This window comes from Rhodopila sp. (assembly GCF_965277165.1).
Classification (GTDB): Bacteria; Pseudomonadota; Alphaproteobacteria; order Acetobacterales; family Acetobacteraceae; genus Rhodopila.
In genome coordinates this window covers 1,499,167-1,512,802 of record NZ_CBDICE010000006.1, presented here as the reverse complement: position 1 = coordinate 1,512,802, position 13,636 = coordinate 1,499,167, and the positions used below count along the sequence as shown (strand labels likewise).

General features: G+C 66.0%; 13 protein-coding genes and 1 tRNA gene. 5 read left to right on the top strand and 9 right to left on the bottom strand.

The window, feature by feature from the left end:
- Positions 1-22: 22 nt before the first annotated feature.
- Positions 23-94 (bottom strand) — tRNA-Thr (locus ACQY4Y_RS18920).
- A gap of 97 nt (positions 95-191) precedes the next feature.
- Positions 192-338: a hypothetical protein gene (locus ACQY4Y_RS18915; RefSeq protein WP_428492135.1), complete on the bottom strand. Its 147-nt coding sequence runs from the start codon at positions 336-338 to the stop codon at positions 192-194.
- 93 nt (positions 339-431) lie between these two features.
- On the opposite strand from ACQY4Y_RS18915, the gene ACQY4Y_RS18910 reads away from it, so the two are divergent.
- Entirely contained in the window at positions 432-1,232 is an 801-nt protein-coding gene (locus tag ACQY4Y_RS18910) for an HpcH/HpaI aldolase family protein (protein ID WP_428492134.1), read from the top strand.
- Between the two features lie 98 nt (positions 1,233-1,330).
- Positions 1,331-1,822, top strand: coding sequence for a ferritin-like domain-containing protein (locus ACQY4Y_RS18905; RefSeq protein WP_428492133.1), 492 nt, complete (start codon positions 1,331-1,333; stop codon positions 1,820-1,822).
- A 46-nt stretch (positions 1,823-1,868) separates the two neighbouring features.
- On the opposite strand, the gene ACQY4Y_RS18900 is transcribed toward ACQY4Y_RS18905, so the two are convergent.
- The 4 genes from ACQY4Y_RS18900 to ACQY4Y_RS18885 form a co-directional block, all read right to left on the bottom strand.
- Positions 1,869-3,035: an acyl-CoA dehydrogenase family protein gene (locus tag ACQY4Y_RS18900; protein ID WP_428492132.1), complete on the bottom strand. Its 1,167-nt coding sequence runs from the start codon at positions 3,033-3,035 to the stop codon at positions 1,869-1,871.
- Positions 3,036-3,081: 46 nt separating this feature from the next.
- Positions 3,082-3,969, bottom strand: a complete 888-nt coding sequence (locus ACQY4Y_RS18895) for an IclR family transcriptional regulator (RefSeq protein WP_428492131.1) — start codon at positions 3,967-3,969, stop codon at positions 3,082-3,084.
- Between the two features lie 133 nt (positions 3,970-4,102).
- Positions 4,103-5,239, bottom strand: a complete 1,137-nt coding sequence (locus tag ACQY4Y_RS18890; RefSeq protein ID WP_428492130.1) for an FAS1-like dehydratase domain-containing protein — start codon at positions 5,237-5,239, stop codon at positions 4,103-4,105.
- A complete protein-coding gene (locus ACQY4Y_RS18885; RefSeq protein ID WP_428492129.1) occupies positions 5,236-6,822 on the bottom strand; it encodes an acyl-CoA synthetase in 1,587 nt (528 codons plus the stop codon). Before ACQY4Y_RS18885 ends, ACQY4Y_RS18890 begins: the two co-directional genes overlap by 4 nt.
- A 243-nt stretch (positions 6,823-7,065) precedes the next feature.
- On the opposite strand from ACQY4Y_RS18885, the gene ACQY4Y_RS18880 reads away from it, so the two are divergent.
- A complete protein-coding gene (locus ACQY4Y_RS18880) occupies positions 7,066-7,260 on the top strand; it encodes a hypothetical protein (RefSeq protein WP_428492128.1) in 195 nt (64 codons plus the stop codon).
- 154 nt (positions 7,261-7,414) lie between these two features.
- Here the strand turns inward: ACQY4Y_RS18880 and ACQY4Y_RS18875 are convergent, their stop codons facing one another.
- From ACQY4Y_RS18875 to ACQY4Y_RS18865, 3 genes are read right to left on the bottom strand one after another with little or no spacing between them, the layout of a single operon-like run.
- Complete coding sequence (locus ACQY4Y_RS18875) at positions 7,415-8,707, bottom strand: homoserine dehydrogenase (RefSeq protein WP_428492127.1); 1,293 nt, start codon at positions 8,705-8,707, stop codon at positions 7,415-7,417.
- Positions 8,704-9,936, bottom strand: coding sequence for an LL-diaminopimelate aminotransferase (locus tag ACQY4Y_RS18870; RefSeq protein WP_428492126.1), 1,233 nt, complete (start codon positions 9,934-9,936; stop codon positions 8,704-8,706). The genes ACQY4Y_RS18875 and ACQY4Y_RS18870 overlap by 4 nt, the downstream gene beginning before the upstream one ends.
- A 54-nt stretch (positions 9,937-9,990) precedes the next feature.
- Positions 9,991-10,323, bottom strand: coding sequence for an OmpA family protein (locus tag ACQY4Y_RS18865; protein WP_428492125.1), 333 nt, complete (start codon positions 10,321-10,323; stop codon positions 9,991-9,993).
- 67 nt (positions 10,324-10,390) lie between these two features.
- Between ACQY4Y_RS18865 and ACQY4Y_RS18860 the strand changes: the two genes are divergently transcribed.
- Positions 10,391-10,963 carry a hypothetical protein gene (locus tag ACQY4Y_RS18860; protein WP_428492124.1) on the top strand — a complete coding sequence of 191 codons (573 nt, stop codon included), beginning with the start codon at positions 10,391-10,393 and terminating at the stop codon, positions 10,961-10,963.
- A 625-nt stretch (positions 10,964-11,588) separates the two neighbouring features.
- Positions 11,589-13,349 carry a PHA/PHB synthase family protein gene (locus tag ACQY4Y_RS18855; RefSeq protein WP_428493676.1) on the top strand — a complete coding sequence of 587 codons (1,761 nt, stop codon included), beginning with the start codon at positions 11,589-11,591 and terminating at the stop codon, positions 13,347-13,349.
- The last annotated feature ends 287 nt before the right edge of the window (positions 13,350-13,636 follow it).

The window sequence follows — 13,636 nt, the reverse complement described above, 5'->3', positions numbered from 1 at the left end:
AAAATAATCAATGAAATCATGATGCTGCTGGAGGGGATCGAACTCTCGACCTCTCCCTTACCAAGGGAGTGCTCTACCACTGAGCTACAGCAGCGCCGGGGTGTCAGACGGGCGGGTTTCCTAGCCGGTTGACCCAGGCGGTGCAAGCCTTCTTCAGGCCTGCATCCCCAGCGGCCCACGCTACGCCGCTTTCATCCCACAGCATCAACAACTCGCCCTTGCATCCGCTGGCGGGTCAGCGCGTCGAGCAGGATGTCGCACTCCATCGCCATGCCCTGAGCGATCGCCACGCGCTGTTTTATGCCGCCCAACAGGGTATGAGGATAGCCGTCCAGCATCTTGCCTCTCGCCCTTGCCTCCGCCGCCACCCGACTGGCTTGCGGGCCGGCCGTCTTGTCCCCACCCTGCCCGGGTTCCACGCGGAGACCCCCATGTCCGAACTCGATGACATCCTGCGCAACTACATGAAGGAAAAACTCGCCGCCGGTGCGGTCGTGGCATCGATGACAGTGCGCCTCGCACGCTCGATCGAGATCGCCGCCATCGCCAAGACCGCCGGCTTCGACACGCTCTATGTCGATCTGGAGCACAACACTCTCTCGATCGACACCTGCTGTCAGATCTGCATCAGCGCCCAGCAGATCGGCATAACGCCGCTGGTCCGAGTGCCGGCGAATACCCCGGACTATATCGGCCGAGTGCTGGACGGCGGCGCCATGGGCGTCATCACCCCCCATGTTCGCTCCGCCGAAGAAGCCCGCGCGATGGTCGATCTGGTCCGCTTCCCGCCGCTGGGGAACAGATCCGCCGGAGGCGCGCTATCGCACTACCAGTATCGCAGCTTTCCAGGCGCGGCGATCAACACCGCGATGAACCGCGCCACATCCCTGGTGGTGATGCTGGAAACCGTCGCCGCGCTGGACAACGTCGAGGCCATCATCGCCACCGAGGGTGTCGATATGCTGTTGATCGGCAGTAACGACCTCTGCGCCGAGATGGGGATCACCGGCGAGTTCGACCATCCCAGGCTGAAGGACGCCTTCGCCCGAGCGATCGCCGCGGCCGCCAACGTCGGCAAACACGTCGGCGTGGGCGGCCTGGCCGCGCGCGACGACCTCATGACGCAATTCGTCCGAATGGGCGCACGTTATGTCTCAACCGGAACGGATATGTCGTTCCTGATCTCCGCCTGCCAGCAGCGCGCCCACTTCGTCCAACAGATGCAGCCATAGTGTCCCGCCCGCTCGGGGGCGGCAGAAACCCTGAACCGGTCCCGGCGTTGCGGCGACGAGCGCAGCCCACCAGACCGCGCCACACCGGAGTGAACAGCATGGCTTCAACCGAAACCCTCAAGGAAATCTACATCGACGAAGTGCGCGACCTGTGGTCGGCCAACGACCAGATGCAACGCGTGATGAAAACCCTCGGTCAACAGGCCTCCGACAAGAAGCTGAAGGATCTACTGGAGAAATCGGTCGCCGGCATCGGCAAGCACACCGAAACACTGAAGTCGGTCCTCGAAGCCCAAGGCGGCCGGGTCCGCAAGGAGCATTGCAAAGGCATGGAAGGCTTGGTGGAGGAAGCCAAGACGCACGCGCTGGAACACGACCTGAGCGGCGCCCTGCGCGATCTGGTCATCATCTCGCAATACCAGCGGATGTCGCATTATGGACTGGCGGGTTTCGGCACCGCCGCGGCCTACGCCAGCGCCCTGGGGCTGAAGGATGACGCGACCAAGCTGAAGTCGATCGTCAAGGACATCTACAACGCCGACGACTACTCGACCGAGCTGGCGCAGCGCGCCGAAAAGGCCGCGGCGTAACCGCCTGCCCCGGGGGGGCGCCGCCCAGCCGGCGGCGACCCCGGTGCTAAAACGACCCCAGCGCCATGATCCCGTCGGCGGCGTCGAATTCCCCGACGATCTTCTTGCCGATCAGATCCCGCAACGTCTCCGACGCGCCGCCGCCGATCGAACCATAGCGGGCGCCGCGATACAGCCGCGATACCGGATACTCGTCGGTGAAGCCGAAACCGCCATGCACCTGCACGGCCTCGCTGGTGACCCGCAGCGACATCTCGTTGCAGAAAATCTTTGCCGACGCCGCCATGAACGGATCGGGGAACGGGTCAGCGGTCAGGCAGGCGCGATACAGCAGGCCGCGCGCCGCCTCGATGTCCTTGAACATGTCGGCCAGCTTCCAGCGAATCCCCTGGAAGTCGGCGATCGGCTTGTCGAACACCGTGCGGTCGCGCACGTAACTCACCGCCTCGTCGAACGCGCCTTCAGCCAGCCCCAGCGAGATCGAGGGGTTCAGGCAGCGCTGAGTATTGAACGCCGACAACAGCCGGCGGAACCCGTCCTCGCGGATGACCAGGTTCTCCAGCGGCAACTCGCAATCGTTGAACTGGATCTCATGCAGGTTTTCCCCGCCCATGGTGTGATAGGTGCCGGTCACCTCAAAACCCGGCGTGTTCGGCTCAAGCAGCGCACAGCCGATACCTTCACGCCCCGGCTTGCCGTCCACCCGAGTAAACACCACGAACATCCCCGCCTCACGCGCTCGGCTGATCAGCGTCTTGGTGCCCTTCAGGATCACCCGGTCACCGACGATACGGGCATTGGTCCGGAAATTCGCCACATCCGTCCCGGCATGCGGCTCGGTCATGCATACCGCCAGCACGCACTCACCGCTGACCACCAGCGGCAAGATACGGTCCCGTATCGAGGCCGGCGCATAGCGCGCAATCACCCGTGTCTGCACCCCGGCTTCGCCCAGCACCGCCATCGCAGTGACGTAATCGACCTTGGCGATCTCCTCCAGGATCAGCGCGGTGTCCAGGATCTGCAGGCCCAGGCCGCCATATTCCTCCGGCACCGACATTCCCAGCACGCCAAGTTCGGCCAGCAGCTTCATGTTCCGCCAAGGGAACGTACCGTCCATCCAGCGCATCGCGTTGGGCTTGAATTCGCGCTGCACCAGCGACCGCACCGAGGCGATCATCTCACGCTGCTGGGCATTGAGCTTGAAGTCCATGGATCGTTTCCCTCGCCGGATCGGCCCAGTCTAACCGCCGCCGGCCTCAGCGCAAAACCGCCCCGGCGCGCCGCTTCCGATCGGCATCGACCTCTGCCCCTGCGCCGAATGCCTGCGAAATCCGAGCAGCCCGGCCGCGCAGGTCCTCGCCCAACTTTGCCACGCCAATCCGCCGCATCTGCTCGCCGACGCCGACAACGACCAGGGCGTTGATCGATCCATTCTGCATCCGGACCGGTGCCGCGATGATGCTGACGCCGCGAATATAACGCCCCTCGTCCACCGCGTAGCCGGCAACTTGAGCCGCCCGCACCTCCGAGCGCCATTGCGCCAGCGATGGCGGCATATCCCACCGCAGTTTGGCGAATCGCGGCTTGATCTCCGACCACTTGTGGCTGCCGAATGCGGCGATGCACCGCCCCGTCGCGCTGATCAGCGCGGGAAATCGGCTGCCGATGTCCACATGCACCCGCAACGGTGAATCGGTCCGCGACAGCGCGACAACCACCATATGCTCCAGGCCGCTCGCCTCCACCGCGATGGCCGTGGCACCATACATCCTGGACAGCTGATCGAGATCGGGCTGCGCCGCGGCGGGAAACGTGTGATGACGCAACGCGCTTCTTGCCAGCACGGCCAGCCCTGCGCCGACGCGATACTTCTTCGTCAAAGGCTCGACGGCAAGCAGCCGTTCCGCCACCAGCACACGCAGGATGTGCAGGCACGTACTCGGCACCAGATCGAGCGAGCGGGCAATTTCATGCACCCCCAAGGCCGTATCGCCGCGTCCCAGCAGGCGCAGGATCGCAATCCCGCGCGACAGCGCCGGGACCTGCCTGACTCTGCTCGCCCGCGCAGCCGCGCCACCCGTAGCCGCGCCACCCGTAGCCGCGCCACCCGTAGCCACGCCACCCGTAGCCACGATTGTCGCCATGCTGCCCTCATCGGACGTCACGCAGAGCCTTACACGCGTTGTGCCAGGACAATACAGCACGTCGATTGACAATAGTGCCAGTGTCCTGGACCAAACCGGCTGCCGGCTCAGCCGCTCCTGACCCGCCCCGCCGCTATCGGGACGGCAACTCCACCACCCCGCTCCCAAGCACCGAAAGCTCGCCATCCTGGTTGTGCCCCGATTGCTCGATCTCGACCAGATGGCGCCCGTCCTGGTCGAATTTCCGCACCACCCTGCCGTCGATGAAAAGCAGATCACCCTCCGGATTGTGCCGGCGGATCTTGCAGCTCGCGCGCCGCAGGAAGCCATCGTCGCCCATCCAGTTGGTCAGATGATGAGTAAGCCAGGAACAACGTTCCGGACCATAATCGTACGCCCCCGGCGCGCCGACCATCAAGGCAAACTCCGGCTCCCAGTGTACCCGCTCAGGGCAGTCGGGAATGCCGAACCGGTTCTTGATGCCAAGGCCCGGATGATTCTGCGCCTGCCGCCACGCCAGCTTGTTCGCTCTGATATACAGCCCACCCCACCCTTGGGCGAAAGCGATGAAGCCGGTGACGGTCATCGGTCCCTTGGCCATCGTCGGCAAGGCCTCGCCGACGTTCACATCTTCAAAGTAACGAGGAACCGCGCCACGAACCACCTCCGCTTCATACAGCTTCGACACCCGACCCAGTTCATCGTCGGTATACACCCGGGGCGCACGGGCGCGGACCTCGGAGTACTTGGTGCCCCGTTCGCGTGCCTGATCGCGGTCGGTGCGAAAGCACCAGCTATCAGCCTCCGCCACCAGCTCGCCGCCAGAATTGAAGAAATTCACATGATAGATCTGCTGGATCGCCCGCCCGGCGAATTCCGTTTCGTGCTCGATCAGGTCTTTCAGCCACGCCTCGGTGCCGATCGCCTGGTTGCGCAGCACCGGCTGGTGCCAGGTCCAGTCCGCGCCGGCCCACATCGCATGCACGCCTGGAATGCCGCCGACATAGCCCGAGATGATCCGGCTGGTGGCGAACAGAAAACTCGGCAGCGCGACAATATCGCCGAACCGGGTCCTTGCCGCGTAGGCCGGCTCGCACCACAACGGGTTGTCGTCGCCGATGCCATGCGCGTAGTGCCGTATGTTGTCCCGAGTCGCCTCATGGCACCATGGCTCGGCGGTGTTCTCAATGGGCATGTTCTTCCGTGATCGTAACGCATCCACCGCCTTGTCGGTGATCTTCGGGAAACGCCGAGTGGGGTCCGCGCTCATGCTTGCTCCGTGTGGCTGCCGGCTGCTTCCGCGTCCCGCAGCGCCTTTCGGTTGATCTTGCCGGCCGGCGTCCGCGGCAGGTCATCGACGAAGGCAATGACCCTGGGGAACTCGTGCTGGCTCAGACGGCCACGCACGAAGTTCTGGATGTCGGCGATCGCCGCCGCATCGGTGGGCCGCCCGGGACCCGGCACCACGAACGCCTTGACCACCAGGCCACGCAACGGATCCGGCACGCCGATCACCGCCGCCGCGTGAACGCCCGGATGCTTCAGCAGGCTGTTCTCGATCTCGACCGCGCTCATCGTCCAGCCAGCCGATATGATCACGTCGTCGGCTCGGCCGGCATGGTAGAAATACCCGTCCGCATCCATCCGGCCGCGATCCTTGGTCGGAAACCACGCATCGTGGCGCCGCACCTTGATCTCACCCAATTCGTCGAACCCGCAGCGCGTGCCGTCCGCTCGCTGCACCTCGACATCCACTCCGGGAACCGGACGCCCCAGTGAACCCGGCCTGACCTCGAAATCCTCGGCGCCCGGGTAGTTGGCGAGAATCACGCCCACCTCCGTCGTGCCATACATGCTGCACAGCTTGCGGCCGAACGCGTGTTCTGTGAACGCGACGGCATCCTGATCGATCGGCTCACCGGTGAACGACAGCTTGCGCAACGAAAACCGATACGCACCAACACGGTCGCAGTTCTTGATCATGCGGTAATGCGTCGCCGCCGCCGACAGATTGGTCGACCGATAATCCTGCAGCGCCTGCAACAGCCGCTCGGCGCTGAACTTGCCGCCATAGGCACCGGTTTCGATCCCCAACGCCAGCGGCGCCAGCGTGCCGTGCCACAGCCCGTGGCCCCAGGCCGGTGAGGACGGACAAAAGAACCGATCCCCAGGCCGCAGGCCGGTGCCATATAGCGCCGCGTTCATCACCACCACCAGCGCGCGCTGGGTGTGCTTGATCGCCGCCGGCAGCTCACGCGTGGTGCCCGACGTATACTGAAAGATCGCGAGGTCGGTCGACGCGGTCGTTGCCTCGTAACGGTCCGGAAACGTGGCCAACGCCTCGATGAACGCCGCACCCACGGCGACGACGCGCAAATCTTTCGCAACCGTCAGTTGGCCGGCCTTTTCCGTGTCCGCCAGCAGCAGCCGAGGCCGGCAATCATCGGTCCGCAGCCGCACGCCATCGGCCCCGAGAAGGGTGAATAACGGCACCGCTATCGCACCCCGTTTGATCGTGCCGAACAACGCCGCATAGAACGCCAGACATGGCTCCAGCATGATCGCCACGCGATCGCCCGCCATCACGCCCTCGGCCTCCAGCCAATGCGCAAACCGTGACGACGCCGCCGCCAGAGTGGCAAAGCTGATGGCTTCGTCACCCCCATCGGCGTGCGCCACGCGCAACGCCACCCTGCCCTCGCCGGCATCCCCGCCTTCGCTGGCGTAACGGTCCACGCATTCCCACCCGATATTCAGCCGCTCCCGGCTGCCGTCGAACATCTCCCAAAACCGGGCGGTGGAGAACAGACGTTGCGCGTCCGCGTAGGTCGTATGATCGGTCAGCTTCGCCATGGCGGACAAAACTACAGACCCAACCACTAATGTTGTCAAAGTAACCTGGCGGTTGCGCCGAGACAACGCCATGGGACGACCGAGCAAATCTCACACTGCGCCATCGATCGTGCTATCCAGCCGCCTGGAAGCCACGTTGCGCCAAACGCCGGTCAAAGACCGTGCAGGATTTCCCAACTCTCGTGGACGGCGACCCGCGAGCAATGGCCCCGGCAAGCCGTCATTCAGTCAAAGCTAAGCAACGTGATCGACGTTCCCCTGACCGCGCAAGCCGGCCCCCGCAGCGTGATCACCGCGCCCGGTATCGTTCCCAGGGTGCCTCTGAAAGCAATTCTTGGATGCCCGACCTGTATCAGTTACGCGCACGAGGAAGCCGCCTTCACCGCCCCGGTATCGCTGTCGCCCAACAACCAGACCGAAACCTGGGCCAATGACTGAGCGTACACCACGATCCCCTCGGTGCGGGAAATCCTGATCGCACACAACACTGTCGTTTGCGCCGGCTTGTTGTGCCCGGAACAGGCCCAGACGATCCGGAACGGCCAGCGCGAGCTTCGCAGCATCCCCGCCGACACACCCGCCGCATCGCCCCCTACCCCAACTCGATCCGGATCAAGGTCGGCTCCTGCATCACCGTCGGCAGCGCCGCAATCCGGTCCAGCGCGTCACGCATCGCGCTTTCCTTCGTCTCGTGCGTCACCAGCACCACCGGCACCGCCTCACCCGGGCTGCGCCCGCGCTGCAGCATCGATTCCAGCGACACCCCCATATCGCGCAGGATCGCCGTGACGTCGGCGATCACACCGGGCCGGTCCACCACCATCAGCCGCAAATAATACGCCCCGACATGGCTGCTCATCGGCAGCGACGGCGCATCCGACAGCGCCGACCCCGACGCCCCCCAAACCGGCGTCAGCCGGCAGCGCGCGATATCGATCAGATCGGCCACCACCGCCGACGCGGTCGGTCCGGCCCCCGCCCCGCGTCCCTCCAGCATCACCCGGCCGACGAAATCGCCCTCCGCCACCACCGCGTTGAACACCCCGTCCACCCGCGCGATCGGCGCCATTCCCGGCACCATGCACGGGTGCACCCGGGTCTCGATCCCGGCCTCGGTCCGCCGCGCGATCCCCAGCAGCTTGATGCGATAGCCAAGCTCCGAGGCAAATGCGATATCGAGCGCCGAAATCCGCCTTATGCCCTCGATATGCACCGCCTCGAACGCCACCGGCCGGCCGAACGCCAGCGCCGCCAGGATCGCCAGCTTGTGCGCCGCGTCGATGCCGTCGATGTCGAAACTCGGATCAGCCTCGGCGTAACCCAGCTTCTGCGCATCCGCCAGCACCTCGGCGAATTCCCGCCCACGCTCACGCATCTGCGTCAGGATATAGTTGCAGGTGCCGTTCAGGATGCCGGCCACGGCGCTGATCCGGTTGCCCGACAGGCCCTCGCGCAACGCCTTGATCACCGGAATCCCCCCGGCCACCGCTGCCTCGAACCCCAGCGCCACCCCGGCCTGCTCGGCCAGCCGGCCCAGCGCCGCGCCGTGTACCGCCAGCAGCGCCTTGTTCGCCGTCACCAACGGCTTGCCCGCCCGCAACGCCGCCTCCGCCACCGTCAGCGCAACCCCGTCCGACCCGCCGATCAGCTCCACCACGACCTCGACGCCAGGATCCGCCGCCAGCGCCACCGGATCCTCATACCAATGCAGCCCGGACAAACCGAACCCGCGATCCTTCGTCCGGTCCCTGGCCGAGACCGCCGTCACCACGATCGGCCGCCCGGCCCTGGCGGCGACGATGTCGGCATTGTCGCGCAGCATCGTCAGCACGCCGCCGCCAACCGTCCCCAGCCCGGCCAGCGCAACCGATAGCGGATGGCTCATCGAACCTCCGCCTCCGACAATAGCGGGTCGGCCACGTTCGACCCGGCCTGCAGAAAGCCGCGGATGTTGCGAATCGCCTGCCGCAACCGATGCGTGTTCTCCACCAGCGCGATCCGCACATAGCCCTCGCCGTGCTCGCCGAAGCCCAAGCCCGGCGCCACCGCCACCTTGGCCCGCTCCAGCAGCAACTTGGAAAACTCGACGCTGCCCAGCGAGGCATATTTGGGCGGCACCGGCGCCCAGGCGAACATCGACCCCTCGGGGGTCGGCATCTCCCACCCGGCCGAGGCCAGCCCCTTGATCAGCACGTCCCGCCGCTCCCGATACAGCCCCCGCATCTGCTCGACGCAGGCCTGCGGACCGGTCAGCGCGGTCGCCGCCGCCACCTGGATCGGGGTGAACGCGCCATAATCCAGATACGATTTCATCCGCGTCAGCGCATTGATCAGCCGCGGATTGCCGGCCGCGAACCCCATCCGCCAGCCCGGCATCGAATAGGTTTTCGACAGGCTGGTGAACTCCACCGCGATGTCCTTCGCTCCCGCCACCTGCAGGATCGACGGCGGCGGCTGGTCGCCGAAATAGACCTCGGCATAGGCCAGGTCCGACATCACCCAGATCTCGTGCCGCCGGGCGAACCCGACGATCTCCCTGTAGAATTCAAGACTCGCCAGATAGGCCGTCGGATTCGAAGGAAAGTTGACGATCAACGCCGTCGGCTTCGGCACCGAGTGCCGTACCGCGCGATCCAGCGCCCGCAGCATCTCCTCATCCGGCGTCGCCGGAATGCTGCGCACCGCGGCGCCGGCGATGATGAAGCCGAACTGATGGATCGGATAGGACGGGTTCGGCACCAGGATGGTGTCGCCCGGACTGGTGATCGCCGAGGCCAGGTTGGCCAACCCCTCCTTCGACCCCAGTGTCGCCACCACCTCGGTCTCCGGGTCCAGCCCGACATCGAACCGGCGCTGGTAATACGCCGCCAACGCCCGCCGCAACCCTGGGATCCCCTTGCTGACCGAGTAACGGTGCGACCGCGGATCCTGCACCGTCTCAATCAGCTTGGCGACGATGTGCGGCGGCGTCGGGCTGTCGGGGTTGCCCATGCCGAGGTCGATGATGTCCTCCCCGGCGCCGCGCGCCTTCGCCTTGGCGGTGTTGACCTCGGCGAACACGTAGGGCGGCAGGCGGCGGATGCGATGAAACTCGCCGGACGAATCGCTGCTCATGACAGGCCTTTCGGAGTGCGGCGGAAACCGCCGAATAAATCGCGCGCGAAGCCGTTACTGTATCACCCGCAGCGAAGCGCCGCGACCGGACGCTTCGGCGCTGACCCGGATCGCGTTGCCCGGAACGCCCGCCGACTTCAGCGCATCGACGATCGACTGCGCCCGCGACAGCCCCAGATCGAGCGCCGCCGATTGGGCATCGGGATCGCTCGACACCGAATCGCCATAGCCGACTACTGAAATCGTGCCGTTGCCGCGCTTGCTGGCGAACGCCTTGACCTCGTCGCTGGCCGGCGGCGACAGGTTCGACGCCCGCTCCAGGAACACGATCCGAGCCGACGGACCACCCACGGGCGCCGGCATCGGCGCCGGTGCCGCCGCCGCCACGGGCGGTTCTCCGGCGGCCGCTGGGCGCGGCGGCGGACCGGCCGGCAATGCCGGCGACACCCCCGCGATGGTCGTCCCGGGCGCCTCGCTCGACCCCGTCCCGCTCGCTGCGCTCGACCCCGTCCCGCTCGCAGCGCTCGACCCCGTCCCGCTCGCTGCGCTCGACCCCGTCCCGCTCGCTGCGCTCGACCCCGGCGCAACCGATGCGTTCGCAGCCGCCCCCCCAGCAGTCGGCGCGCCGGATGCATCAGCCGCCGCTGCCCCCGCCGATGCCCCCGCCGATGCCCCCACGGGCGCGTCAAGCGGCGCACTCTGCACCGGCTTGCGTGGCGCCGGTAACGGCGCCGGGGAGGGTGCCGTGACCGCCGGAATCGAGGCACTCGCCAACGGCGTCCCCGCCGACCCGGACCCAGCGGACGACCCCGCCGAGGCGGCAACCCCTGCCGGCGGCGGCGGCGGAGCGGTACCCACTCCGAACAGGTTCGGCGACGCGGTGGGTGAGGACGGATCGGCCAGCGGCGACGCCTCCGCCGCGTGCTGCGCATTGGTGCGATCGGCGATCAGCGAATTGGTCAACTGGTCCAACGCCTTCTGGTCCACCGGCGCCGGCTTCGCCGGTACCGTCGCCAGGTTGGGATAGGCCTGGTCCGCCCCCGGCGGCGCCGGCCGCTGCTGAGCGATCTTGCCGCCCTCGGCACGATGCCACCAGTTGACCGGGTTCATCGACGATGACGACGAACAGCCGCTCAGCGTCCAGCCCGCCAAAACCAACATGGCAGCGCCCCGCAATCCGGCTTGCCTCGGTTTTTTCACCCCACTAGTGTCCTGCCCCAGAAGTTCGCCGCACCTCGCGGCGGACGCATGGGATCGGCAGGCCACTGAAAACAAATGGCTGGTGCCCCGAGGTCGAGGTTCGCCTGATATGGCGAACCTCGACCTCGGGGCATTAGCTTGCGCGCCTGTCTCGCTGACCACCATATGCCGGTTCCGCTCCCCGCTGCCGGCGGCCTGTGTAGCCGCTGGTGTGGCCGACGCAAAGGATGTCTCCAATGGCGCCGAACGACAAGAACGCGGGAACGTCCCCCGCCAGCTCCCACTCCGCCGCCTCCCCCAACGGCGCCTCCCCCAACGGCGCCTCCTCCAACGGCGCCTCCCCTAAAGGCACTTCCGCTTCCGTCGCTGCAACCACACCCGCCGCTGCTCCGACCCCGACCGCCGCGTCGGCCGCCTCCGTCCCGGCGACGCCGGAGCTGGCCGGCTTCAGGATGCCCGACCCGTCCGTGGTCGGCCGCTCGATGGCCGACGTCGCCGAACGCTCGCAGCGACTGGTGGGCGAATGGCTGAAGCGCCAGGCGCAACAGGATCACACCGCGGATCCGCTCAACATCGGCCGCGCCTTCCTCGAAATGACCGCCCGTCTGATGGCCAACCCGGGCCGCCTGATGCAGGCGCAACTGGGTTTCTGGCAGGATTACGTCACGCTGTGGCAGAACACCACGCGCCGCATCATGGGCATGGACTCCGCGCCGGTGATCGACCCAGGCGCCAGCGACAAACGCTTCCGCGACGACGCCTGGAAGGAAAACGAGGTCTTCGACTTCATCAAGCAGTCCTACCTGCTGTCCGCCCGCTTCGTGCAGGACGTCGTCACCCAGGTCGATGGCCTGAACCCCAAGACCGCGCAGAAGGTCGATTTCTACGCCCGCCAGTTCATCGACGCCATGAGCCCGTCGAACTTCCTGCTGACCAATCCCGAGGTGCTGCGCCGAACCGCCGAAACCGGCGGCGAAAACCTGCTCAAAGGCCTCAATAACCTGCTCGGCGACCTGGAGCGCGGCAAGGGCAAGCTCAGCATCAAGATGACCGATACCGACGCCTTCAAGGTCGGCGACAATATCGGCGTCTCGCCGGGCAAGGTGATCTACCAAAACGAGCTGATGCAGTTGATCCAGTATACCCCGTCCACCGACAAGGTGCTGCGCCGCCCGCTGCTGATCGCGCCGCCCTGGATCAACAAGTTCTACATCCTGGATCTGCGGCCGCGGAACAGCTTCGTGCGCTGGGCGGTGGCGCAGGGCCATTCCGTGTTCATGATCTCCTGGGTCAACCCCGACGAGAGGCTCGCCGAGAAGGGTTTCGAGGACTACATGAAGCAAGGCTACCTCGCCGCGCTGGATGCCATCGAGGCCGCCACCGGCGAACGCGAGGTCAACGCCATCGGCTATTGCCTGGGCGGCACCCTGCTCGCCTCCACCCTGGCCTACATGGCCGACAAGGGCGACGACCGCATCAAGACCGCCACCTTCTTCGTTACCATGATGGACTTCCAGGAGGCCGGCGAACTCGGCGTGTTCATCGACGAGGAACAGCTTCAGGCGCTGGAGGACAAGATGAACAAGCGCGGCTATCTCGAAGGCAGCGAGATGGCGAAGACGTTCAACATGCTGCGCGCCAACGACCTGATCTGGTCGTTTGTGGTCAATAACTATCTGATGGGCAACGATCCGTTCCCCTTCGACCTGCTGTACTGGAACGCTGATTCCACCCGCATGCCGGCGCGCATGCACAGCTTCTACCTGCGCCGGATGTATCAGGAAAACCTGCTGGCCAGGCCGAACGGCATCGAACTCGACGGCGTGCCGATCGACCTCGGCAGGATCACGCAGCCGGCCTATTTCCTATCGACCCGGGAAGATCACATCGCACCGTGGCGATCGACCTATCGCGGCACCCAGTTGCTGGGCGGCAGCAAGCGTTTCGTGCTGGCCGCCTCGGGCCACATCGCCGGCGTGGTCAACCCGCCCGAGGGCGGCAAATACGGCCACTGGATCAGCCAGGACCTGCCGCCGGAACCGGAGGCCTGGCTGCACGGCGCCACCGAGATGGCAGGGTCCTGGTGGCCCGACTGGCAGCGCTGGATCCTCGCCTCCAGCAAGACCCAGGTTGCCGCCCGCCAGCCCGGCGACGGCAAGCTGAAACCGATCGAGGATGCCCCCGGAAGCTACGTGCTGGTCAAGGCGAATTGACCTTGAGCGGCGGGACGCGACGCCTTGCAGGGTGGCGCGATCGCCGGTCGTCCGTCGATGCTGGCCGGGTGTCCAATTGACGTTGACGGCGGACTGGCCGCCGTGCGTGCACGGGCGAAGTGATTAAAAAGTCCGGTCTATGATCGACCGGAAATGGGGAGATTATCTTGAGTGGACGGTGCCTATCCCGGTGCTGCACTCTGCCGAATAATACGTGCGGACATCATGGGCTATTCGCTCACGCGCTTGTGGCGGCGATGCACGGGCATCGGGTGCCGATACGCTTT